Below are 23,945 nucleotides of genomic sequence, written 5' to 3' on the forward strand. Positions count from 1 at the left end.
ATACCCAATCGCTCTTGAAAACATTGCCCCATCGTGATATAATTAAGCTAGGTGATGAAATGAGAATTAGAAGAAACTCTAGTGTTTACATAAATTTTGAGGGCAGAGGCGAAGGCCAAAGGGACAAAAGAAAGATTTATGCAATCGTCTTGACTTTGGCATGTTTAGCGCTTTTGGCGATTTTTTATTTTTTATTCAAATACACGACAACTCATGTATATATAAAGGAAGCGAGCGAGGACGCGAAAGTTTACGAGGGAATTTACAAGGAAACCGTTCTTGACCGCGAAAAATTCGAAAAGGCTGACGAAAAATTCAAAATGAAGATAGATGAGGCAAGTTTCATAAGGGCGCAAGCTGAGTATTTTATGCCAATTGAGCCGAAAGAAAAGCTTGACAAGAATTTCGCCAAGTCATACAAAAAAGTTTTTGAGGACGAATATCTTTTTAATGGCGATGCAAAATTGATACCAATGAAGCTTTTGAAAGCATTGTCGCGTAATGAGATTAGACTGATTAAGGCAGAAATTTTGGCTCGCCACGGATATGAGTTTAAGACGAAGGAATTTGCTGATTACTTTAAGCAAAAATCGTGGTATAAGGTTGATGAGCATTATAATAGTGCGTTTTTATCGACGACGGAAGCGCAAAATATTAAATTCATTATGGACTATGAAAAAGAATTAGACAAATAATAAAATTTCTGGTTAAAACGAGCCCTTTAGCTAGTTTCGAATTATTTTGTCGCTGCGGAGTGCTTTTGCACACCTCACTCCAAAAAATTCTGCACAACGCTAAATCATCTCGTTTTTCCTGCGAAATTTGCTCGGTGTATATATACTGATAAAATAATTTGAAGAGGTGTAATCATCGCATTTTTCCGACAAAATTTATTTGATCTAGTTCTTTGACACAATAAAAAATTTACTCGGTGTATATATTTTGACAAAACTCCGCTTCGCCAAATCATCGCAAGTGCGAAGCACCAAGGTTCTTAAGTCCATGCACCAAGAGAACGAGTTTGGCGATGTTCGATTGGCTATGCATGCCTTATGCCAGAGTTTACAAAGAGACGGAACGAAGTGAACGTCGATTTGATTAAACTTACGGCCTGGACCCATCCAAAGCTTTAGCTTTGATGATGGGTGAGGTTCTTCTTTCTTTAAGAAATTTACTCGGAGTATATAAATAGAAAAAAATTGAATGATTAGTAAAGAAAAATAAATTAAATAAAAGGGGCGATTTTATGAAAAAATATGAATACGAATTCGTTACAGTAAAGACCACAGGTCTTTGGTACGACGATTACCAAGAAATAATTAAAAAACACGGGGAAGATGGCTGGCGTTTTGTAGATGCCATAGATAAGAGTAGGGATTTTGTTGACGCCAACCCACGACTTGATCTAGTATTCGAAAGAGAAGTAGAAACGGAGGGGGAGTAAAACTATGAAATTTAATTTAAGAGATTAGTAATTTTATGATAAAGTATAGCTATATAATTTACTATAAATACTAACTAAGGAGGGAAGTTTATGAAGAAAACTATGTCTATAATCTTAGCCATGCTAATGATTTTATCAAGTGTAAATGTTTTAGCACTATCTTCAAATCAAGAAATTTATGTACTTAACGAGGGTAATGAGGACATTTACATTAATGAAAAAGTAGCAAGTCTTATACGTCAAAGTGATGGCAAGATTAAAAATGAAGATGAGGTGCATGTGCTATTTAGACTAAATCAAGAATATTTTCGTGAGTTTGGTCAAATGATTGATGCAGCTAGACTATACAGTGACTCTGGCATTAAAGAGCAGCTAGACTTTGGTCAAAGGGCTGTAGCTAAGGCTGTGAGTGAATTTAAAGCTCAAGGCTTTACTTTTGATGTGATTGATCAGTTCACTGTACTTTTACTTGGTTTTGATACCAAGGTTTCTTTTAAGGACGCAAAGAGGATGGCGTCGCTTGATTTTGTTGAGTCGGCTACTATTCAAAAGAAAATTATGAAGCCTGTTCTTAAGAACACTGGACTTAGATTTAGAATGTATAGTGCTGATAGACAGTCAAGGGATATCATCGGTAATGAGACTGTTTACTCAAAATTTAAGGGTGAGGGCACTATAGTTGCTGTTATCGACTCTGGTTTTGATGTTGATCACGAAGCTTTTTACTTAAGTGAGTCTGGTAAGGCTAAGGCTCGTTACTCTGAAGAAGATATTAATAAGCTTAAGAGTGAGGGTGTATTAAAGCAAGGCCGCTACTTTAACGAGAAGGTGCCGTTTGGCTGCAACTACTTCCCTGAGAGCAATCCTGAGAAGTTAAAGCAAAGAAGTCAAAACTCTCACGGTCAACACGTTGCGGGTACTATCGCCGGTAACAAGGTACTTGTTAAGTACGATGGTGTCAGAAGAGAGCTTATAGGTGTTGCTCCTGAGGCGCAGCTTGCTCTTATGAGGGTTTTCTCTGATGATGATCCTGGTACTGACCCGACTATCTATGTAAAGGCACTTGAGGACTGTGTTAAACTAAAGGTTACTGCTGTTAACATGAGTATCGGCTCACCTGCGGGAGACGCGACTCAAATTGACAAGGATACTACTACTGCTCTTGATCGTTTATCTAAGGCGGGCTGTGTTGTTGCAATTGCTGCGGGTAATGAGACTGCCTTTGGTATGGGTCACGAGCTTCATCCGTTTAAGGACAACCCTGACTACGGTATACTTGGTAATCCTGCTGCTGCTGAAAAATCTTTCGCGGTTGCATCTGTTGAAAACGGTTTTACTGTGCAAGATTATTTTGTAAATAAAACTGTGAGCGGCGAGCAAAATTACGCTATCAAGTGGTCTGTGGACAGCAAGGACAAGATGACTGAGCCTGAGTATGACAAGGAATATGATCTTGCATACGCTGATTTAGGTAGGGAAGAAGATTATTCTAAGAATAATTATGATGTTAATGGCAAGGTCGCTCTTATTGAAAGAGGGGTCAATAAATTTGAAGAAAAGGTTGATATCGCTATCAAGCACGGTGCTAAAGCTGTTCTAATCTATAATCATAAAGATGGCGGCGATCAATTCATCGGTATGGCGAACACATGGGGCAAGAGTGTTCCAGTAGCTTCCTTATACTACTCAACTGGTATGGCTCTTAGAAATAGCGGCGGCAAGGTCATTTTCAAAAAAGGCAAGGTAGAGCTCAACAATCCACTTGCTGGACAGATCTCAATCTTCTCATCGTTTGGTCTATCAAGCGACGGTTCATTCAAGCCTGAGATAACTGCTCCTGGTGGAAACATCCTTTCACTTGGTAACAACAACACATACAACGTACAAAGCGGTACATCCATGGCAACACCACACGTATCTGGTGGACTTGCGCTTGCACGCTCCATGGCTGATGAGAGGTTCCCAGATCTACCAGTAGAAGAAAAGTGGCAAAGAATTAGAAATTTACTAATGTCTACTGCACAAATCCACTTCACTGGAGACGCTGCAACAAGCCCAAGAAGACAAGGCGCAGGCATTATGAAGCTTCAAAACGCACTTACTACTAAGGCTATACTTCTTGGTGACGGCGGCGAGACTAAGCTTATGAGAAGAAAAGCTTCAAATCTTGAGAAACTTGATTTTAAAATACAAAACTTATCAAACGAAGAATTAACTTATAATTATAAGGCGATAGTAGTTGCGGACGAGTTAAATGGTGACTACTACACATACATGACTAGAAAGCTTAAAGATATTCCTTATGGAGAGATAAAGCTAGGAGCTAATGAGACAAAGGATGTAAGCGTTACTATCGACACAAGTGATTTTGCTCAAGAGCTTAAGAAAGAGATGCCAAACGGCTACTTTGTTGATGGCTTTGTGGTTTTTGAAAGCACAAATCAAAGTGAGCCTGAGATATCGATACCATTTATCACATTTGTGGGCGATTTAGAAAAGCTTACTTACTTTGAAAAGCCTGTATATGACTTAGCTAAAGAAGGCAAGCTTCCGTATTATTGGAACGAAAAAGCTACTATGCACATCGCAGGCATTAACGACACTGGCGTTCCAAACAATGATTTCACTCACTTATACACATACGTAGAGGATAAAAGCGAGATACTTGGCCAAGCTAGGGACTTTACTAACCAAAATCCGAAGTTCTACGACAAAAGAGTTATATCGCCAAACAAGGACGGCTACGCAGACACATTATCAGCTAGCTACACACTTCTAAGAAGTGGCCACGTTTCAGCCTATGTATATAAATTAGATGAAAACGGACACAAAGAAGCAGAGCCAATCGCTTGCTTACTTGAAGATGAGTACATGACAAAGAACTTTGGCTCATCGATGATGCCGCTTTCATACAGCCTTGGCAGAAGCTTCCCTGATGCGAAGACTACACTTGAGGACGGCGACTACGTTTTAAGCCTTAAAGCATATAGCAATAAGAACAACCCTGCAGACGACGTCGATATGAAGTTTACAGTTGATACAAAGAAGCCGAGCGTTACAAATGCTAATCTTGCTGAGAATAAATTGACATTTGAAGCAAAGGATGAGAGCGGTTTAAGAGAAGTAGTAGTTAAAAATGCAGATGATGTTATCGAAATGAACCCAGATGGCTCATACACTATAGCAGAAGGCGCAGACCTTGACAAGATCACAGTCGAAGCAGTTGACTACGGCTACAACAGATACAAAACAACTCTTAAGATGCTTCTAGAAGGAGGCAGCTCTTCATTAAAGGTAAATATCAAGCTTAACAAGGAAGATCCTGAGTTTAAGCTTATATACAAGATATATGACGAAAGTGGAAGAGAGTTCTACGAGGACAACCTTGCTCCAGGCACTTACACTATGAAGATTACTAAGCCTGAGGAAATCTATGAGATAAAAACTATTAACGATACAAGCATTGAGAACATCGAGCTTAAAGATGGTTTATATGAATACAAGTTCACTGTAGAAGAAAACAAGGGCGCAGTAGTAAATATTGACGTAGAAAAACTTGATGCCTACTACGTATACTTCTGGGTATATGGTAGTCACAGGGACTTCCACGGCATTAAGCTAGTTAATAAGGCAGATGAAAGTAAAGTTATCGAGCTAGAGAGAAGTATAGGCGAAGACGGCCCAGGCTACTTTGGACCAAAGGTTTATGAAAAGCTAGTACCATACGGCGAGTACAAGATTGTTTGTGACGCAGACATGGATAATTACAAGTATGACGTTCAAAGAGAGAAGGCAAAAACTGACGGAACAAATGAATATGTAAAGGCTGACCTAAAGACTTTGAAAGTTGATGCAAATAGCGACCTAAACGCTACTGGAAACATTTCATACAAAGTTGATGTAATGAAAAAGACAATGACTTTGAATATACTTGGTGACAATCTAGATAAGGCTAAGTTTAAACTAGTTCCAGATGGTACAGATAGAGAGATGAAAAAATCACTCAACACACTACCATCTAAAGACATAGGAACGAGCGCAGAAGTAGATCCTAAAGACTTTTCATTAGTTGCACTACCAGAAGAAGGCTACTATGCAGACCCGCCTATGTATTTACTTGAGTTAGGCAATAGTAGTAGAATAACAAGTTTCCCTAGCAAATCTTTCTACAACTTCAAAGGTGACAAAGTTGATTTACCTTTAGATATACACAAGTCAGAAGGCTTTGGAAGCTTGAAGATAAGTGATAACTCAGAAGAGCTTGGCTACAAGCAAGAGTACACAGTAGAAGACTTAAGAAGCTACTATGGTATGGGCGGCAAAACATACACAGACCTTAGTCATTTACAAGAAGGTAGCTACGTTGTAAGACCAAAGTTTGACGAGCACAGCTCACATATAACAGAAGATATATTTAAGTTTGTAACAGTAAAAGCTGATAAAGAAGCTACAGCAAGCTTTAAATTTGAAGCAATACCAGAACCACAATTTGATGGTTTTGCAATGATTACTTCAGAAGAAGAGCTTAAGATAAAAGCCAAAAATCTTAGCAGTGGAGATGTTCAAGAGCTACAAGCAATGCCTGATGAAGGTAAGTATACTTACTACTTGATGGGAAATAAAGGTATTTACGAGATTATAGTTAACGATGGCAACGACGAAGGATATGACTATCCTAAGTACATCATGGTTATAGGCGAATCAGTTATAGAAGTAAAGAAAGCTCATAAAGAAGAACCTACAAATCCAGATGCAGACAAGATTAAAGAGGCACTTGACGAGCTTCACAAACTTATAGACGAGGCAAAGGCTATAGACGAGGCTAAATATACAGAAGACTCAGTTAACAGACTTAAAGAAACTATATCACAAGTTGATAAAGACTACGACACTCTTGCTGAGCTTGAAGGAGCTATAGACGCGTTAAAGCAAGCTATGAGTAAACTAGAAGAAAAGCCAGTTGAGCCAAATCCAGATCCACAGCCACAACCAGAACCACAACCACAACCAGAGCCATATGAACCGTACGAACCATATGAACCATATGAACCATATAGACCAGAACCAAAACCATATAGACCAAGCAAACCTAGTGAACCATCTAAGACTATAAACAATAACGAAGACAAAAAAGATGAAAAGCCTGTTGAAACGAAGAATGATTTAGGTATTATTACTGAATATCCTACAAACCCAGTTGAACTAAAAGACGTGCCACAAGGTCCTGAAGGAGACGCAATCAGAAACCTAGTTTCTTACGGCATCATCAAAGGCATGGGCAACGGCATGTTCCAAGGCAATAAAACTATAACTAGAGCCATGGTTACAAGAGTCTTTATGCTTATTAGCAAGGACAAAGCCATTGACAAAGACGTTTACTTCAGTGATGTTACAAATGATAAATGGTACGCTGAATCAGTTAAGTGGGCCGCAGCTAAGGGCATCATCGCTGGCTACACTGACGGTACATTCAAGGCTGTCAAGAAAGTTACTAGACAAGAGTTCTGCGTAATGCTAATGAACTTACTAAAGGCCAATGGCATTGAGCTTGAAACAGTAGTTCCAGTTGACGAAACAGAATTTGCTAAGGCTGATAGCTGGGCAAAGGACGCGATGATCGCTATGAAGAGAGCTGGACTTGTGAATGTTGAAGCGAGTGGCAAGTTTGGTCCGCAAAGTAAGTTTACGAGAGAAGAATTAGCTAAGACTATTGATTTATTGATTAAGTTAATCAGTCTTAAAGAAAATAAATAATTTTGCACAACGCTTAGCGCAAAGGTTCTCGGCTATTTATAGTCGAGGTTCTTCAGCCTAAGTCACGAGTAATACACTTTTCGATTCGCAAAACAAAAACCACAAAATAAAAATCAAAGAGCTTATCCTAATCAGATAGGCTCTTTTTTGTTTGAAAAATCCATTTTCATGGTATAAATAAATATAAACACAAATCATAATGGGAGGTAATATTATGAAGATGAAGAGAATTTTATCCTTTGTACTAGCCTTTGTTTTAGTGGCAAGTACCATTAACGTAGGCTTTGCGCAAGGAGAAGTAAAAACTAATAAAGACAAGATTGACTATCTTGTTGAAAAAGGCTACGTTCTAGGCGATGCCAAAGGACTTAGACTTAGTGATTCGATTACAAGAGAAGAGTTTGCAGTTATGCTAACAAAGGTACTTAATAAAGAAAATGCCGCTAAGGCAGCTATGAACGTACCTAGCGCATTTAAGGACATGGCTGTTGATCGCTGGTCAAACGGCTTTGTTAATATCGCAAGCGAGCTAAAAATCATCGCTGGCTATAGCGATGGCACATTTAGACCAAGAAGAAACGTTTCTTATCAAGAAGCTATCAAGATGCTAGCGGTTGCAGCTGGTGGAACTGATATCAAGCCAGCAACTCAAGGCGAGTGGGCAGCACCATTTATCAGCTATGCAGCAAATAAAGGTATTTTAAATGGCCTAAGTGATCTAAAATATAAAGATCAAGCTACAAGAGAAAATGTTTTTGTAATGATTTATAACTATCTTAATGGCGTGAAAGAAGCTGAATTATCAAAGCTTACAGCCATCGTTACAAAGACAAATGCTAATTCAAATCTATCAGAAAAGCAAGCTGAAATAGTCGTTTTAAAATCAAGCCTAGATGGCTTTAAAGAAGGTAATTCCTACATCGTAGACCTTAAGGACGGCATGGACCCTATGGACATAGTCGGCAGAGTTTATGATCTTGACATCGACGAAAAGAACATGATTAAGACATACAGAGACAGCGCCATCGCTCAAACTGAGATTGCGCCTATCAATATCAAAGGCTTAAGACTTTATGTTGGCGATTCTACAAAGGATTCGACAATTCTTGAAGACAAGGCAGCACTTACTGAACAAAAATTCCGTGGCGCAGCAGTTAATGGCAAATATTTCGATTTATTCACAGATTTTGCTAAAGAAATTAACTACAAAGCAGATTTTGCCTACGTTACAAGCGTTAATGCAAAAGTTGTTTACATCAAAGCATATACATTTAACGACATAATGCCAGTATTTTCTTATGACAATGGCGCAGTTAAGGCTATAGACGACGAGTCAGCTGCCATAGTTAAGAGAAATCTTAAAAAAGCTTACCTTTATGACAATGGCAAACTTATGCCAATGGACCCAGCTAAGCTTGAAAAATACGATGTATTACACTTCTACTCAAGCGATGAAGCCATCGTTGTAAAAAATAAATTAGAAGGACAAGGCGCTAGATACAAATTAAGCAAGGGCGGCGCATACATTAATTTAGCTGATAAAGACTATAAGCTAAGCGATGAAAAATCAAGAAGAGCTGTTGCAACTGTTGACGAAAAGATATTCTCACAAGTTAATGCAGCAAACTACAATGACGAAGTAAAACTATTAATTAATGAAAAAGTTAACCTAGCACTAGATATATTTGGCAATGTTCAAGTTATCTACGGAAAACTTTCTTTCGATGAAGACGTTTTCATGATCGATAGAGTGACTACAAACGCAGTTGCACTAATTGATAGAAATGGCAAGGAAATTAGGGTTCAAGACTCACTTGACTTAAGAATATACAGAGAAGGCAAGGAAATTAGACTTTCTGAGCTAAATAATCAAGATATTGTTTACGCAATTTACAATAAAGACGCAGTTCAAAAGATATTCGTATTAAACGGTCTTAAGGACTACGACAAGAGTTTCAAGCCACTTGATAAGGACGGCAAGACATATAAAGTTTTCGCACCAACAAAGAGCGTTAAGAGAAGCTCCATTTACGTGGCAGGAAAAGAAGTAAACCTTCTTGACAACACAGTTCTATATAATTTAGTTCAAGTTGGAAAGAATTATAAAGTTGAGACTATTAGCCTAGATGAAGTGAAAAACGCAGGTTTTGACAAGACTGTAACAGCTTATGTATTCACAGTTAAGGACCTTAAGGACAAAAACGTTACTAAGTACGATAGCTTCCATGGAGCAGATGATGCGCCAGTTGCCATCCTATTTAAAAACGTTGAAAAGAAGAAAGTAGTTGACAAAGAAGATATAATCGAGCTTAGAAGTGCTTATGATGCTAAGATTGATAAATCATTCGAAGGCTACGATAAAAATCAAACACTTAGAGTTTATGAGACTAATGGCGAAAAATTTGAAAATTGCAAGGCAGGCGACATCGTTAAGCTAAGCCTTGACAAGGACGGAAAAGTTCTTAGACTAGATAAACTAATCACAGATTTGAGCGAAGAATACACAGTTCAAAACGTTTTGTATGACGCAGGTGGCAGCGAAAAACTTGTGCTTAAAGATAGTAAGGGTAAGGAAGTAACTGTATTTGCTAACGATAAGAGAGTGGTTTTTGGCAGGAATTATGCTAAGGATAGTGTGATTAAGATTGCATTAAACGAGAATGGGGAAGCGTTCATTATATCTGTAATCAAATAAAATTTCTTGTTAAAATGCGCCCTTTAGCTAGTTTCGAATTATTTTGTCGCTGCGGAGTGCGTCTGCACACCTCACTCCAAAAAATTCTGTACAACGCTAAATCATCGCATTTTTCCTGCGAAATTTACGCAGAGTATGTATAAAGAGGCGAATCATCGTTCGTGCGAAATTTACGCGGAGTATGTATAAAGAGGCGAATCATCGTTCGTGCGAAATTTACGCGGAGTATATATAAAGCGATAATAATTCGATTTGTAAAAAATATATTTTATTCAAAAGGATTGACAAGTATAGCTTGTTGATCCTTTTTTGATGGCGATAAAAAATAAAATTAAATTTGTATTAAACTTTTAATATTAGCACAGACTTTTCTATGATATAATAAACTAAAAGGTATAAGAGGTGCGCAATGAAGAAAAATGATAAGCTAAATAAAATCAAAAGAGATATGCAAAATAAAAGAAGAGAAGAAAATAAACGAGAAACAGAATACCTTTCATCAATACCGGGACTAAAAGAGAGTATAATCGAAGGCTTAAGAGCAGACCCAAGCGAGTTCGTCAGCGAAGATAAAGTGAAATTTTAAATATAGGAGGGATTTTATGATAGTAGCTATTGGAGGCGGGGAAGTAGGCTTAAATGAAACTTACGAGATAGATAAATTTATTGTAGAGGCATCAAAAAAAGAAAATCCAAATTTTCTATTTATTCCGACAGCAAGTAAAGATGCTCCGGCTTATGTAAAAATTATTGATAAGTTATATGGTGAGCTAGGATGCAAAACTGACACCTTGTATTTATCTAATATAGAAGTAGACAAGGAAGAGGTCAATCAAAAGATAGAAAATGCAGATATCATCTATGTTGGTGGCGGCAACACCCAATACATGATGAAAGTTTGGGAAGAATACGGTGTAGACAAAGCATTAATTAGAGCTTATAAAAGTGGCAAAGTACTCACCGGCTTAAGTGCAGGCTCTATATGCTGGTTTATTTCAGGCCATAGCGATAGTGAGTTTATAGAAGGTGTTGAAAATCCAAGACCTATATGGGTTAAAGGTCTAAGGCTTATTCCTTATTTGCATTGCCCTCATTATGACGAGCCTGATAGAGTAGTCTTTGATGAGTTTTATGCTGGGCAGTTAACAGATGCTATTGCAATAGAAAATCAAGTAGCAATTGTTTGGAATAATTATGAAATGAAAGTGATTAAATCGAATCCTGATAAAAATGCTTATAGACTATCTTGGACAGATAAAGGTGTGAAGAAAGAAGTTTTAAATTAAGAGTTTTCATATTATGAAAAGGGCAAATTAAAATTTATTGGAGGTATAAATATGAAGTTTACACCAGAAAATTTTGAATTAAAAGACGGCAGAATCTGTACAATTCGAGAAATTCAAGTAAAGGACGCTGAAGAAACAGTTGAATATTTAAAAGCTGTTAGTGGAGAATCTGATTTTTTGAATTCTTATCCAGAAGAAATACGTTTCTCAGCCGAAGAGGAAGCTAACTTAATAAAAGGTTTTAACGAATCTGATGATACACTCATGCTTGTTGTTGAATTGGAAGGAAGATTGATCGCAAACGGCACTATTACAAGGTTTAGAAGAAAGAAGATGCGCCACAGAGGAAATGTAGATCTTGCTGTGTTAAAAGAATTCTGGAACAAGGGGATAGGGACAAAGTTGCTTCAATGCCTTGAAGGCTATGCGAAAAAATTAGGACTTTCACAACTTGAGCTAGATTATTACTCAGGTAATGAAAGAGGAAGGCTTCTTTATGATAAACTTGGATTTATTCAAGTGGGAGAGACTCCTAATGCCATCATCTTAAAGGATGGAACCCTATATAGCAGTATAAAAATGGTGAAGAGCATATAAAAGTGATATTTAAATAATTATTAAATTATGGATGCAAGATGCAAAAACACTTTTTAAATTGAAATAGAATAAATATTCTTGACATTTTCAGAGCATTTGATGTAATAAAAGCACCAAAAGCCTTAGTACTTAAGGACAAGGTACTTTAATTTAAGATATGAGTTAAAGCACAGGGATTCTCTGTGCTTAATTTTTTATAACTAAATTAATCTAATTATAGAACATTTTCAAATTTTTAGTCTCAGTACTAGATAAGATAATAAATTTTAAAAGAATTTTATCTTCCTTATGAAATCCTTAAGTTTATATTTTATAATTTATTTATAAAATGAAGAGGAGGTTCATTTATGGACAAATTTATATTAGAAACAAAAAATCTTACTAAAACTTTTGGAAAGCAAAAAGCTGTAGATAATATTTCTTTAAAAATAAAAGAGAATTCTATCTATGGCTTGCTAGGACCTAATGGCGCTGGCAAATCGACTACATTGAAGATGATTACTGGAATGATTCATAAAACATCTGGTCAAATCTTTTTTGAAGGTCATGAGTGGAGTCGTGGCGATTTGTCGGATATTGGTGCCTTGATAGAAATGCCTGCCTTGTATGAGAACTTATCGGCTAGGGAAAATTTAAAAGTAAGGACACTCCTACTAGGCTTACCAGATTCTAGGATTGAAGAAGTATTGGAAATAGTAAGTTTAAAAGATACTGGCAAAAAGAAAAGTGGTCAGTTTTCTTTAGGCATGAAACAAAGGCTAGGTATCGCCATTGCCTTATTAAATAATCCTAAGCTTTTGATTTTAGATGAGCCAACAAATGGACTTGATCCACTAGGAATTCAAGAATTGCGTGGCTTAATACGAAGTTTTCCAGAAAAAGGAATAACCGTTATTTTGTCTAGTCATATTTTAGCAGAAGTTGAGCAAACTGCTGATCATATTGGGATTATTAATAATGGAAAATTGCAATATCAAAACATTATTAATCATGATGACAATTTAGAAGAACTTTTTATGAATGTTATAAAAAGTGGAATGGGAGCGTAAAAAATGATATCTTATATTCTTGCAGAAAATTTAAAACATAAGGGCACTTTCTTGAAGAAGTTATTAGTTATTATGCCGATAACTTTAATCTTATTGTCACTCTTTCTTATGCCAAGTTATTTCACTACTAATTCCTATAACTGGTGGTATGTCATAATAATGCCAGCCACTTTTGCCTTAATCCCAGCAATGATGCATAGAAAAGAAAGTAGAAAATTAAACTACAGAGCAGTTTTTCCTCTAAATATTAAGCTTGAAAAGTTATGGATTTCAAAAATAATCACAGCATTAATTTACATGAGTATTACTGCTATGGTTCATATGCTAGGGGTATATATTTTTCAATTTTTAATCGGCGGGCAATTAGCACCAAACTATAGATTTTTAACATTGGTATTTGCAAGTTTCTTACTAATTATAAGTAATATTTGGCAAATCCCCTTATGCTTTTTCTTGGCAAAAAAATTTGGCTTTATTGCAAGTATTACAATAAATGCAGTCTTAGGCTTAGCTTTAGGAATTTTGCTTTCTGATAGCACTTTTTGGATTTATTGTCCATATTCTTGGGGAATTAGATTAATGATTCCTGTTATGCATATTCTACCAAGTGGTGTTTTGACGGAAGCATCAAATCCAATGATATCAAACACATCATTACTTATTCCTTGTATTTTATCTATATGTCTATTTACATTACTGACAATGATAAGTGCAAAATGGTTTTCAAAACAAGAGGTAAAATAATGATAAAGATAATAAAATCCGAAATATATAAAATCAAAGGCACATGGCTTCCTTGGATTCACATAGTTTTACCTATAGCCTATTCTTTATTATTTTATGTGGCATCAAAAACTACTGGATTAAAAAATTTTGAAAAAAGCGATATAATACAAACTTATTTTGTACTTTTAGGAGCGATAATGCCAATAATATTAAGTTTTATAAGTTCAAAAGTTGTTGATATGGAAATGGGTGCTGGAAATTTTCAAACGCTTTTATCTACTACAAAATCTAGGACTAAGGCTTATCTAGGAAAACTTATTGTATTGGAACTAGGATTTATTGTTTCTATAAGTTTAGCTATTATCATTTTTGCGATATTATCTGGATATCAAAGTATTTTGGATTGGCTTATTGAATTTTGCTTAATTATCATTAGTAGCTTTTCTTTATACTTGATTCATTTTTGGGTATCAATCATATTAAGTAATGGTGCATCTATTGGATTAGGTTTTCTAGAAACAATGATTACTTTACTTTCAATGACTGTAATTGGTGATAGTATTTGGTATTTTATACCTTGTACTTGGGGCTCCAGACTTCCAGCTATGTATATTACTATGGGCAAAGTTTCGGATCCTTCCTATTTTTATAAAGAGTTCAGAATTTGGAGTTTTGTAGCTTTGTTTATTATCTTAATCCTATTTATTTCCTCAATAATTTGGTTTAATAAGTGGGATGGGAAATCTGTTAGTGAATAAAAATGTTTTATGAAAAATGAGGAGGTGATGGAATGTCTTTAATTCTTGCAGTTGATGACGAGTTAGATATGCTTGATCTAATAAGAAACATTTTGAAAAAGAATAAGCATCAAGTCGATATATACCAAAACCCTTTAGACATTGATAATAGCAAGCTTAGTAAATATGATTTGATTCTACTTGATGTTATGATGCCAGGTATTGACGGAATTAGCTTTTGCAAAGAAATACGCAATAAAGTAGACTGTCCTATTCTTTTTTTAACAGCAAAAACTATGGAAGAAGATATAGTTGAAGGCTTATTAATCGGTGGGGATGATTACATCACGAAACCATTCGGTGCAGCAGAACTCCTAGCTCGTGTCGAAGCACATTTAAGACGAGAAAAAAGAGAACGACACAGTAGTTTAAATCTCGGTGAGATTCGTTTTGATTTATCTTCCAATGAAGTCTTTGTAGGAGATGAAAAAGTTCATTTGACAAAATCTGAATATCAAATTTCAGAATTACTGGCAAAAAGAAAAGGACAAGTATTTTCAAGAGAGCAAATATATGAGCTTATCTTTGGATTTGATGGTATCGGAGATGCATCTGCAATATCAGAACATGTAAAAAATATTAGGGCAAAGTTTCAAAAATATGGGAAAAATCCAATTGAAACAGTATGGGGGATCGGATATAAATGGAATTAAAATCAAAAGGTCAATCTCTTAAAAATATACTTTTTAAATATTTGTTAAGTATTGCACTAGGACTAGTAATCTCTGTTGGATTAATAATGGCTTTTATATCTGCTTCTTACCAATTTAAGTGGATATTTCCTGCGAACTATATTGAGAATTTAATTCTTAAAAAAAGAACAGATATTGCCACTTCAAAAAAATTCGAAAAATCATTACTTCCAGATAATACATCTTATCTATTTCTATCAAAAGACGAAAAAGTTATAGAAACAAATATGAATAAGAATATCCAAGATATAGCCTTTAATTATCATAAGGGCTCTGTTAATTCTAATTCCAACTTATCCTTTATGGAAATACAGAGATCAGATGGATATGTACTTGTAGCTTATGACCTAAAGCCTTTTTATAAAAGTCCTTGGATGCAAAAAAATCTACCACAAATAAATATTTTATTACTAACTTTACTGATAATATTTTGTTTTATTAGTATTATTACTATCACATTAATTTGGGCAAAGAAAATATCGAAAGAATTAAATCCTTTGCTAGAAGCTTCGGAAGAAATCAGGAAACAAAACTTAGATTTTCAAGTTAAAAAGTCAAATGTTCAGGAATTTAATGTCATATTAGAAAGTTTAGAAAAAATAAAGTTAGGGTTAAGTGAATCTTTAAGAACAAATTGGAGAGAGGAAGAGAAAAAAAGAAATCAGATTTCAGCATTAAGCCATGATATAAAAACTCCAGTTTCAATTATAAAGGGAAACTCAGAATTATTAGGAGAAACAAACCTAACAGAAGAACAAGAAACATATCTAAATTATATTAGAAAAAACACAAGCCGTATTGATAAATATGTCGAAACTTTAATGCTTGTTAATAAATCTAATCAAGCAAATGAATTAAATTTTAATGAAATTAAGACAGAAAAATTTGTCGAAAACATTGAAAAGCTAGCTAAAGAATTTACATCAACTTATAAGTTAAATCTTTTAGAAGATATTAACTATGAGAATAATGTTTTAATAGTAGATTTGAAAAATTTTGAACGAGCCTTTCTAAATATTTTAAGTAATGCCAAGGAGCAAAGTCCTAAAAACTCAACTATTAATTTAATTATATGTTCCAAAGCTGCTAAGCTCGAAATATCAATATTAGATCAAGGACATGGATTTACAGGTGAAGACCTCTTATATGCAAAAGATCAATTCTATCAAGGAGACAAAAGTAGGCATTCAAAAGAAAACTATGGAATCGGATTATTTGTTGCCGAACAAATTATTGATATGCACGGAGGAAGCCTTGTTTTAGAAAATAGAACTGATGAAATCGGTGCCAAAGTAAGCATATTACTACCTGTAAAGAAATAAATAGAGAATATTACTATAATATCAAATTTCTTTATTTTATTATATTTGATTTATATAAAAAGACCATAATAAGTAAGTTATGGTCTGATTTTTTTCCAAGCACAAAGCACTTAGAATTATTATTTAATTTATTTTTTACAAATGTTTCCATTATAATCCGAGTTACATTATCAGTAATATTTAAGCTTTGAGCTTACAAGGTTTTGATTTTGCCTTTACAAACACACCTCACCGTTTAAAATCAATTCTTTTTGGGTAGCTATACATTAGAGGTGATATTTATGAAGATTGTTTTCTTAGATATGTACAATTCAAATCCGGGCGACATTGATACTGCTATATTCAAGGATCTTGGCGAATTTATTACATACGATAGAACTAATCCATCTGATATAAAAGAAAGAATCAAAGATGCGGACATCGTCATCACAAACAAGGTAAAGCTTGGTAAAGCTGAGCTTGAGGGCACTAAGGTTAAGTTCATCGCCGAGGCTGCGACTGGCTTCGATAACCTTGACCTAAATGCGCTTAAGGAGCTTGGTATAGGTCTAGCGAACGTTCCTAGCTACTCAACTTACTCAGTTGTACAGCTAACTCTTGCTCACTTACTAAATGCGACTAACGATGTCTATAGTTATGCAAAAAAGGTTCGTGAGGGAGCATGGGTGGACAGTCAAGACTTTAATTTCTTCCTAGGCACTATTCACGAGCTTGCTGGCAAAACAGCTGGCATTGTGGGCTATGGTGACATCGGCCAAAAAGTAGCTGATGCTTATAGGGCTCTTGGCATGAAGGTCATCGCTTTGAAGGTAGCGGGTCACCATGCAAATGGCGACTTCTTCCGCGATTTTGAAGACTTTTTCAAAGAAGCGGACATAATTAGTTTGCATGCGCCAATGAATAAAGATTCAAAAGAAATTATCAATAAAAATAGTCTTGCGCTTATGAAAAACACAGCCATCATCATAAACACAGCACGTGGCGGCCTTATCAACGAGGCTGATTTAGCTGACGCTCTTAAGAATGGCAAGGTCGCTTTCTACGCTTCGGACGTTTCTGCGCCTGAACCTATGACTAAGGACAATAAGCTATATGAGCTTGATAATGCGGCTTTCACGCCACACATCGCTTGGGCTTCACTTGAAGCAAGGCAAAGGCTTTACAAAGTTATTTATGACAATATCGATGCATATGTTAATGGAAGGAGCTTAAACAGAATTGTCTAAGAAGGTCGCACTCATCGCTGGCTCCTTTATTTCAGGAATTTCTTCCTTGGAGCTACTTAAGGCGATAGAAGGGAAAATAGATGCCGATGTAGATATATACGCGCTTCCAGACGGCTATGGCAACATTTATGAGGCGACAGAGGATTTAAAATCCTTTAAAGTCGAGGAGCTTACGGTAATGAACGAAGCGGGCGAAGAAAAACTATTAAAGTACCTTCGTCACGACGACAGAGTTATCGTCTCCTTCTCAAGCATAGTAAATTACAAGATGAAGGGCGAACTTAATTCTACAAGTTATTTAGCAGGCGCTCTTGTGAAAAAACTTATTGAAAGTGGCGAGAAAAAGATCACCATCAGCGTGGGTGGAAGTGGAGTCAATGACGCTGCTGTAGGTTTTTTGCGTGCCATGGGCGTGAAATTTTATAACGTTTTAGACGAAGAAGTGAAAGAGACGAGAGACATCTACAAGATCAAGCGCTTTGACACGACTGAGCTGGATAATTTGATTAAGGGCGTTGATTTTATCGTCTTCAAGTACTCCAAAACGCGCTTCATCGGCTACAGAGGCACTACTTATCAAAACAGGCTCATCAAGGACAATCTGATACTTGAGATTTTCGAGCGTAATATGGAGAATTTTCAGTATCTTTTGCAAAACCATTTTGACTTCAAAGTTAAAAGCGTTGAAGCGGCAGGTGCTGGAGGCGGATCCATGCTTAGCCTAATTAAATTTTTAAATGCAAAAGTAGTCGATTTGGGAGAATTTTTAGAAAAATATTTTAATTTTGACAATATTACTCAAAAAAGTGATATAATAATCTTAGTTGACGACTATCTGTCCTTAAAGTTAAGAAAAGAAAGCTTTAGGGCACTTGTCTTGAACAAGGCAAAACAATATGACAAAGAGATTATCGGTCTTGCGCTTGACGCTGAAGAGGAGAAAGCCTCTTTTATCGAGCAAGGCTTTACTAGGATGATAGACCTTACATACGACTCCGAGTCACTTGATAGAGCGGCAAAGATAATCAATAATTATTTAAAAGGAGAGGATGACATGGCTTACAAAGAAGAAGCACTTAAGTTTCATGAAGAAAAAAGAGGTAAATTAGAAGTAGTTCCAAAGGTTGAGGTAAACAATGCACATGACCTTGCACTTGCTTACACACCAGGCGTTGCCGAGCCTTGCAAGCTTATTCACGAAGATCCAGAACTTCAATACAAATACACTGCAAAAGGCAATCTTATCGCTGTAGTTACAGACGGTTCAGCAGTTCTTGGCCTTGGTAATATCGGTTCAAAGGCAGGTATGCCAGTTATGGAAGGAAAGTCCATACTATTCAAAAAGTTTGGTAATGTTGACGCTTTCCCTATCATGCTTGATACACAAGACGTTGACGAAATCGTAAATACAGTTAAAAACATCGCTCCAGGCTTTGGTGGCATTAACCTTGAAGATATCAGTGCGCCTAGATGCTTTGAGATAGAGAGAAAACTAGATGAGATGCTTGATATACCAGTATTTCATGACGATCAATATGGCACAGCCATCGTCGTAACAGCTGCACTTATCAACGCATGCAAACTTATTAAAAAAGAATACGCTGACCTTAAAGTAGTTATCAATGGTAGCGGCGCAGCAGGCATCGCCATCGCTTATATGATGCTTAACCTAGGCGTTAAGAATATACTTATCTGCGACTCAAAGGGCATTATCTATAGAGGAAATGAAAAGAATAACTGGATCAAGGCAGAAATAGCTGAAAAGACAAATCCAAATAACGAACAAGGCACACTTAAAGACGCAATGGTAGGCGCTGACGTATTCATAGGCGTTTCAGCTCCTGGAGTTCTTACAAAAGACATGATTAAGACAATGAACAAAGACGCAGTAGTTTTTGCTATGGCAAATCCAGTTCCAGAAATTTATCCAGACGAAGCAAAAGAAGCTGGAGCTAAAGTAGTTGGAACAGGTAGAAGCGATTTTCCTAACCAAATCAATAACTCCTTAGCCTTCCCGGGCATATTCAGAGGAGCACTTGATAGACGTGCAAAGACAATCACTTTCGATATGAAAGTTGCTGCAGCACATGCAATCGCTGGACTTGTATCAGATGAGGACCTAACAGCCAGTCACATCATGCCAGATATGTTCGACGAAAGAGTTCCAAAAGTCGTTGCAAAAGCAGTTTATGACGCATACAGAGAGTAATGAGCTACGGATTTATTAAAAAATTAGATAAATTAGATAAAGAAGTGATGCTGGGTATTGATCCGGCATCACTTTCTATTACCGAAGATTTTGATAAGACGGGGCTCAATAATCACTGCGCATTCACCACAGCCACCAACATATTAAAGATGATGGGTTTTAGTGAAGTCACTTTTGATGAAATTTATAGATATATAAAATCGGGTCCAGTACTATTTATGGAGCCGCGCGTGAAAAAAATTATTAAAAATAGAAAGACAAGCGTAAAAATTAAAAGAAAATATTTCCCAAAAACCATGGACATGGTAAAAGCCATCGACGAAGGACATATCACAGCCATGCTTTTGATAGAATCAATAAAAAGCGCACATTGGGTTATAGTCACAGGCTACGCCATAAGCATGGGAGAAATTTATCTAAAAATATTTACAAATTGGTACCACGAACTTCGCTATTATAAAGTGAATAAGGGAAGCAAAGCTGTGATGAGCCTTGAATTTTATATTTAGCCTTGACAAAGTCTATATAGAGGACTATAATAAAAGTACATCTAATACTTTGGGGTAAGGTGAAATTCCTTTTAACCGGCGGTAAAGCCCGCGAGCATTTGCAGAACCTGTGAGATTCAGGTGCCGACTGTATAGTCAGGACGGAAAAAGATCTTAAAGGTTATTAGTTGAATAATCATTAAGGAGGGTGTTTTTTTTATGTCAAGAGCAAAAAAAATCACATTAATTGCAGCAGTTGCCGCTATGGCAATAGTTTTAACAGCGATAATTCGCTTTCCAATCACATCACTACCATTCTTAAAGTATGACCCAAAAGACGTCATACTAACAACAGCAGGATTCATCTTTGGACCACTAGTTGCAATACTTGCAGCAGTTATCGAAGTAGTGGTTGAGATGGTAACATTCTCAGAGTCAGGACCTTGGGGCGCATTGATGAACATCATCGCAACACTTTCGTTCTCAGGTATAGCAGCAGCTATCTACCACAGAAAAAGAACAACAAAGGGAGCAGTTTTGTCACTAGTTTGCGCAGTTTTGTCGCTAACAGTAGTTATGGCACTTTGGAACCTAGTTGTAACACCGATATATACAGGCTTTCCAAGAGCAGAAGTCATAAAACTTATGCCAGTTATCATACCATTTAATTTAATCAAAGGCGGAGTAAACGCAGCACTTATCATACTTTTGTATAAACCAATCAAGAGCGCATTAGCAGGCGCTGGACTTACAGAAGAGGTACACACAGGTAAAAATGCTACTTGGAATGTAATTAAGATGGCGAGCTTTGTAGTGTTAATGGCACTGATTGCACTGATAATTTATTTAAGAAGCGGAATTTAGGATTTTGCGTTAAAATGCGCCCTTACGCTCATTCGCTTGTTCGGCAATGCTCGAGTACTTATATGTACACTCCGCTTGCCTCAAAGCTCCATTTCGCGTAATCATCGCATTTTTCCAGCAAAATTAATGTGTATAGATTGATTAATAAACAAAGAAAATTCTAAATCAAATTAATTAAATAATTTAACACAAATAACGATAAAGGATAGAGAAATAAAACTCTATCCTTTATTTTTACATAAAATTTATAATTTTCACAAATTAATTACACTTGTCAATGAGTCATAGCCAAACAAATTGAAGAACCTCGTCCTTATGGCCGAGAGCCTTAGGCGCAGTTTGAAGGACCTCACCCATCATCAAAGCATAGCTTTGGATGGGTCCCCTAGAACCTTGGTGCTTCGCACGGGCGTGAAATTTTATCTGTCGGACATGTGAACAGCAAGTTCATCTTCATTAATCCCAAACATAGCCTTACCTAATCCAGTCGCTGCCTCAGCTATAATCTTATTATCTTCATAATTTTTCACTGCCTTAACTATTGCCTTAGCTCTTCTTTCTGGGTCTTCGCTCTTAAATATACCGCTTCCAACGAAGACACCTTCAGCACCAAGTCTTCTCATTAGTGCTGCGTCTTGAGGTGTTGCGACACCGCCAGCTGAGAAGTTAAGTACAGGTAGTCTTTTGTTGTCGTGAACGTATTTTACTATATCGTAGCTAACTCTATATTCTTTTGCAAAAGTATATAGCTCGTCTTCTCTTTTTGAAACAAGTAGCGAGATACCGCCAAGTATTTGTCTTAAGTGGCTTACAGCTTGTACAACGTCGCCTGTACCTGCTTCACCCTTGCTTCTAATCATCGATGCACCTTCTTCGATCCTTCTAAGTGCTTCGCCAAGATCTCTTGCACCGCAAACAAATGGCACGTCGAATTGGTATTTGTCTATGTGATTGTCGTTATCAGCCTTTGACAAAACTTCTGATTCATCGACGTAGTCAATGCCAAGCGCTTCCAAAACCCCTGCTTCAACAAAGTGACCGATTCTGCACTTCGCCATAACAGGGATTTTAACGGCTTTTTTTATCTCCAAAATCATTTGTGGATCGCTCATTCTAGCAACGCCGCCTTCGCGTCTGATGTCCGCAGGTACCCTCTCAAGTGCCATGACAGCGCATGCTCCAGCACTTTCGGCAATCTTCGCTTCCTCAGGATTAGTAACGTCCATGATGACGCCGCCCTTAAGTGTATTTGTAAAGTCTAAAAATTTTTTATTCATAATATTCCTCCTCTTTTATAGCAATTATACTTGAATTATGGTATAATTAAAAGTACCAATTATGATTATTTTGATGGTACCAGATAGGAGGAGCTATGCAAATAGATTTAAAAAGCGATAGGCCTATTTATGAACAGATATATGAATATTTTAAGGATGCAATACTTGAAGGACGCTTCAAAAAAGGAGAGAAACTGCCTTCGAAGAGGACTCTTGCAAGGGACATATCTGTTGCGGTGAACACGGTGACAAGTGCGTACGAGATGCTGATCTCTGAAGGCTACATAAGGAGCGAGGAGAAGCGTGGCTACTTCGTCAATGACATAGGAACTATATACACTCTTAAGCATGATGATGTAGAGATAAGCACGCGTAAGGAGAAGAAGTCTTATAAGTACTCATTTTTAATTACACAGGGCGATCCTGAGTCCTACCCTATAGATAGATTTAGAAAGATATTTACTCAGGAGCTCATCTATGACACTGAGTTCTACGAAAGAGACTACCAAGGGCTCTATGGTCTTAGGCACGAGATTAAAAACTATCTATTCAAGGCGAGGGGCATCAAGACTAATGAAGACAATATCATTATAAGTTCGGGCCTTGAGTACCTACTTATGACTCTCTTTTTAATCTTGCAAAACAAGGTGAAGCTTGCTTTGGAGAACCCGGGCTACAAGGTTTTGGAGACGCTTTTACGGGTCAATGGTATAGCCTACGAGCCGATTGACATCGATGAAAGTGGTATGAGCTTTGAAAACTTTCTAAAGGCGGACTGCGAGCTTGCACTACTTACGCCATCTAACCAGTTTCCAACTGCGACTGTCATGCCTATCAAAAGAAGGCTGGAATTCTTAAACTGGGCGAATGCTGCAAGTGGCCGCTACATTATTGAGGACGACTACGACAGTGAATTTCGTTATGCACCCAGAGCCATATCCCCAATAAAGAGCCTTGATGAGATGGATAGGGTAATCTACATAGGAAACTTTTCTAAGTCCATAAGCCCGCTTTTAAGGGTGAGCTACATGGTCTTACCAAACGCACTTTTGCACGAGTACCATGGCATAAGGCCACTCATGAACTCGCCTGTTTCAAACATTGTCCAAATTCTCGTGAAGGACTTTATGAAGGAGGGCCACTTTGAAAGGCAGCTCAACAGAATGAAGGGTATCTACAACAGAAAGAGGCTTACGCTCTTAGACGCTCTCAAGGACGCTTCTGGCATTAGGCTTGTGGACTCCATGGCTGGTATGCACCTTAAGCTTTATATGAGTGGTCTTGATGATTACAGTAGGCTAGTTCAAATGCTTGATAAGAGAAGTGTCAAGGCTGAAACTATATCGAGCTACACTTTTGGCAAAAAAAGCGTAAGTGAAGATGCTCTTTTACTTGGCTATGGCCTTATGAGTGAGAAAGAGCTTGAGTCTGCTGCGGCTATAGTTCTTGATACTATTAAAAACTTGAAAAATCTATAATTTTATCATATAATATATTTAGTTAAAGCTAAGGAGGATAC

The 23,945-nt window shown here is 36.8% G+C and carries 18 protein-coding genes, 1 pseudogene and 1 riboswitch; of the genes and pseudogenes, 18 read left to right on the forward strand and 1 reads right to left on the reverse strand.

Annotation, left to right across the window (positions count from 1 at the left end; all coding sequences use genetic code 11):
• Window positions 1–59 precede the first annotated feature (59 nt).
• From M1R53_RS00310 to M1R53_RS00390, 17 genes and pseudogenes are all read left to right on the forward strand, one after another.
• On the forward strand, window positions 60–695 hold the full coding sequence (locus M1R53_RS00310) for a YARHG domain-containing protein (RefSeq protein ID WP_249242659.1): 636 nt from the start codon (window positions 60–62) through the stop codon (window positions 693–695).
• Between the two features lie 551 nt (window positions 696–1,246).
• Window positions 1,247–1,444, forward strand: coding sequence for a DUF4177 domain-containing protein (locus M1R53_RS00315; protein WP_249242660.1), 198 nt, complete (start codon window positions 1,247–1,249; stop codon window positions 1,442–1,444).
• Window positions 1,445–1,534: 90 nt separating this feature from the next.
• Window positions 1,535–7,198 (forward strand): S8 family serine peptidase, encoded by a 5,664-nt coding sequence (locus M1R53_RS00320; RefSeq protein WP_249242661.1) that lies wholly within the window; start codon window positions 1,535–1,537, stop codon window positions 7,196–7,198.
• Window positions 7,199–7,412: 214 nt separating this feature from the next.
• Window positions 7,413–9,893, forward strand: coding sequence for an S-layer homology domain-containing protein (locus tag M1R53_RS00325; protein ID WP_249242662.1), 2,481 nt, complete (start codon window positions 7,413–7,415; stop codon window positions 9,891–9,893).
• 409 nt (window positions 9,894–10,302) lie between these two features.
• On the forward strand, window positions 10,303–10,479 hold the full coding sequence (locus M1R53_RS00330) for a hypothetical protein (protein ID WP_249242663.1): 177 nt from the start codon (window positions 10,303–10,305) through the stop codon (window positions 10,477–10,479).
• Window positions 10,480–10,495: 16 nt separating this feature from the next.
• Window positions 10,496–11,179 carry a Type 1 glutamine amidotransferase-like domain-containing protein gene (locus M1R53_RS00335; RefSeq protein ID WP_249242664.1) on the forward strand — a complete coding sequence of 228 codons (684 nt, stop codon included), beginning with the start codon at window positions 10,496–10,498 and terminating at the stop codon, window positions 11,177–11,179.
• A gap of 51 nt (window positions 11,180–11,230) precedes the next feature.
• Window positions 11,231–11,776, forward strand: coding sequence for a GNAT family N-acetyltransferase (locus M1R53_RS00340; RefSeq protein ID WP_249242665.1), 546 nt, complete (start codon window positions 11,231–11,233; stop codon window positions 11,774–11,776).
• Window positions 11,777–12,123: 347 nt separating this feature from the next.
• Window positions 12,124–12,825 (forward strand): lantibiotic protection ABC transporter ATP-binding protein, encoded by a 702-nt coding sequence (locus tag M1R53_RS00345; protein WP_249242666.1) that lies wholly within the window; start codon window positions 12,124–12,126, stop codon window positions 12,823–12,825.
• A 3-nt stretch (window positions 12,826–12,828) separates the two neighbouring features.
• Window positions 12,829–13,569, forward strand: coding sequence for a lantibiotic immunity ABC transporter MutE/EpiE family permease subunit (locus tag M1R53_RS00350; protein ID WP_249242667.1), 741 nt, complete (start codon window positions 12,829–12,831; stop codon window positions 13,567–13,569).
• The gene (locus tag M1R53_RS00355; RefSeq protein WP_249242668.1) at window positions 13,569–14,309 is read left to right on the forward strand and encodes a lantibiotic immunity ABC transporter MutG family permease subunit; all 741 of its coding nucleotides are present in this window, start codon (window positions 13,569–13,571) and stop codon (window positions 14,307–14,309) included. Before M1R53_RS00350 ends, M1R53_RS00355 begins: the two co-directional genes overlap by 1 nt.
• Window positions 14,310–14,341: 32 nt before the next feature.
• Window positions 14,342–15,001 carry a response regulator transcription factor gene (locus M1R53_RS00360; protein WP_249242669.1) on the forward strand — a complete coding sequence of 220 codons (660 nt, stop codon included), beginning with the start codon at window positions 14,342–14,344 and terminating at the stop codon, window positions 14,999–15,001.
• The gene (locus tag M1R53_RS00365) at window positions 14,992–16,362 is read left to right on the forward strand and encodes a sensor histidine kinase (RefSeq protein WP_249242670.1); all 1,371 of its coding nucleotides are present in this window, start codon (window positions 14,992–14,994) and stop codon (window positions 16,360–16,362) included. The genes M1R53_RS00360 and M1R53_RS00365 overlap by 10 nt, the downstream gene beginning before the upstream one ends.
• A 281-nt stretch (window positions 16,363–16,643) precedes the next feature.
• Window positions 16,644–17,588, forward strand: a complete 945-nt coding sequence (locus tag M1R53_RS00370; protein ID WP_249242671.1) for an NAD(P)-dependent oxidoreductase — start codon at window positions 16,644–16,646, stop codon at window positions 17,586–17,588.
• Window positions 17,581–18,615, forward strand: a pseudogene (locus M1R53_RS00375) (glycerate kinase); the annotation flags it as partial. The gene M1R53_RS00370 and the pseudogene M1R53_RS00375, both read left to right, overlap by 8 nt.
• A gap of 27 nt (window positions 18,616–18,642) precedes the next feature.
• Complete coding sequence (locus M1R53_RS00380; RefSeq protein ID WP_249243184.1) at window positions 18,643–19,797, forward strand: NAD(P)-dependent malic enzyme; 1,155 nt, start codon at window positions 18,643–18,645, stop codon at window positions 19,795–19,797.
• The gene (locus tag M1R53_RS00385) at window positions 19,797–20,306 is read left to right on the forward strand and encodes a hypothetical protein (RefSeq protein ID WP_249242672.1); all 510 of its coding nucleotides are present in this window, start codon (window positions 19,797–19,799) and stop codon (window positions 20,304–20,306) included. Before M1R53_RS00380 ends, M1R53_RS00385 begins: the two co-directional genes overlap by 1 nt.
• A 41-nt stretch (window positions 20,307–20,347) precedes the next feature.
• Window positions 20,348–20,462, forward strand: a riboswitch (FMN riboswitch).
• 42 nt (window positions 20,463–20,504) lie between these two features.
• Window positions 20,505–21,149 carry an ECF transporter S component gene (locus M1R53_RS00390; protein ID WP_249242673.1) on the forward strand — a complete coding sequence of 215 codons (645 nt, stop codon included), beginning with the start codon at window positions 20,505–20,507 and terminating at the stop codon, window positions 21,147–21,149.
• Between the two features lie 419 nt (window positions 21,150–21,568).
• Here the strand turns inward: M1R53_RS00390 and pdxS are convergent, their stop codons facing one another.
• Entirely contained in the window at window positions 21,569–22,426 is an 858-nt protein-coding gene (gene pdxS, locus M1R53_RS00395) for a pyridoxal 5'-phosphate synthase lyase subunit PdxS (protein ID WP_249242674.1), read from the reverse strand.
• 95 nt (window positions 22,427–22,521) lie between these two features.
• Here pdxS and pdxR point away from each other — a divergent pair, with 95 nt between their 5' ends.
• Entirely contained in the window at window positions 22,522–23,904 is a 1,383-nt protein-coding gene (gene pdxR / locus M1R53_RS00400) for a MocR-like pyridoxine biosynthesis transcription factor PdxR (protein WP_249242675.1), read from the forward strand.
• Window positions 23,905–23,945: the final 41 nt, after the last annotated feature.

Origin of the sequence: Fenollaria massiliensis (genome assembly GCF_023347705.1) — a bacterium.
Lineage (GTDB): Bacteria > Bacillota > Clostridia > Tissierellales > Peptoniphilaceae > Fenollaria > Fenollaria massiliensis.

Excerpts from the sequence above, each read along its gene's own strand:
- M1R53_RS00340 (WP_249242665.1), top strand. The coding sequence starts at position 11,231 with ATGAAGTTTACACCAGAAAATTTTGAATTAAAAGACGGCAGAATCTGT.
- M1R53_RS00355 (WP_249242668.1), top strand. The coding sequence starts at position 13,569 with ATGATAAAGATAATAAAATCCGAAATATATAAAATCAAAGGCACATGG.
- M1R53_RS00365 (WP_249242670.1), top strand. The coding sequence starts at position 14,992 with ATGGAATTAAAATCAAAAGGTCAATCTCTTAAAAATATACTTTTTAAA.
- M1R53_RS00310 (WP_249242659.1), top strand. The coding sequence starts at position 60 with ATGAGAATTAGAAGAAACTCTAGTGTTTACATAAATTTTGAGGGCAGA.
- M1R53_RS00370 (WP_249242671.1), top strand. The coding sequence starts at position 16,644 with ATGAAGATTGTTTTCTTAGATATGTACAATTCAAATCCGGGCGACATT.
- M1R53_RS00350 (WP_249242667.1), top strand. The coding sequence starts at position 12,829 with ATGATATCTTATATTCTTGCAGAAAATTTAAAACATAAGGGCACTTTC.
- M1R53_RS00330 (WP_249242663.1), top strand. The coding sequence starts at position 10,303 with ATGAAGAAAAATGATAAGCTAAATAAAATCAAAAGAGATATGCAAAAT.
- M1R53_RS00385 (WP_249242672.1), top strand. The coding sequence starts at position 19,797 with ATGAGCTACGGATTTATTAAAAAATTAGATAAATTAGATAAAGAAGTG.
- pdxR (WP_249242675.1), top strand. The coding sequence starts at position 22,522 with ATGCAAATAGATTTAAAAAGCGATAGGCCTATTTATGAACAGATATAT.
- pdxS (WP_249242674.1), bottom strand. The coding sequence starts at position 22,426 with ATGAATAAAAAATTTTTAGACTTTACAAATACACTTAAGGGCGGCGTC.
- M1R53_RS00380 (WP_249243184.1), top strand. The coding sequence starts at position 18,643 with ATGGCTTACAAAGAAGAAGCACTTAAGTTTCATGAAGAAAAAAGAGGT.
- M1R53_RS00360 (WP_249242669.1), top strand. The coding sequence starts at position 14,342 with ATGTCTTTAATTCTTGCAGTTGATGACGAGTTAGATATGCTTGATCTA.
- M1R53_RS00320 (WP_249242661.1), top strand. The coding sequence starts at position 1,535 with ATGAAGAAAACTATGTCTATAATCTTAGCCATGCTAATGATTTTATCA.
- M1R53_RS00315 (WP_249242660.1), top strand. The coding sequence starts at position 1,247 with ATGAAAAAATATGAATACGAATTCGTTACAGTAAAGACCACAGGTCTT.
- M1R53_RS00345 (WP_249242666.1), top strand. The coding sequence starts at position 12,124 with ATGGACAAATTTATATTAGAAACAAAAAATCTTACTAAAACTTTTGGA.
- M1R53_RS00335 (WP_249242664.1), top strand. The coding sequence starts at position 10,496 with ATGATAGTAGCTATTGGAGGCGGGGAAGTAGGCTTAAATGAAACTTAC.
- M1R53_RS00325 (WP_249242662.1), top strand. The coding sequence starts at position 7,413 with ATGAAGATGAAGAGAATTTTATCCTTTGTACTAGCCTTTGTTTTAGTG.
- M1R53_RS00390 (WP_249242673.1), top strand. The coding sequence starts at position 20,505 with ATGTCAAGAGCAAAAAAAATCACATTAATTGCAGCAGTTGCCGCTATG.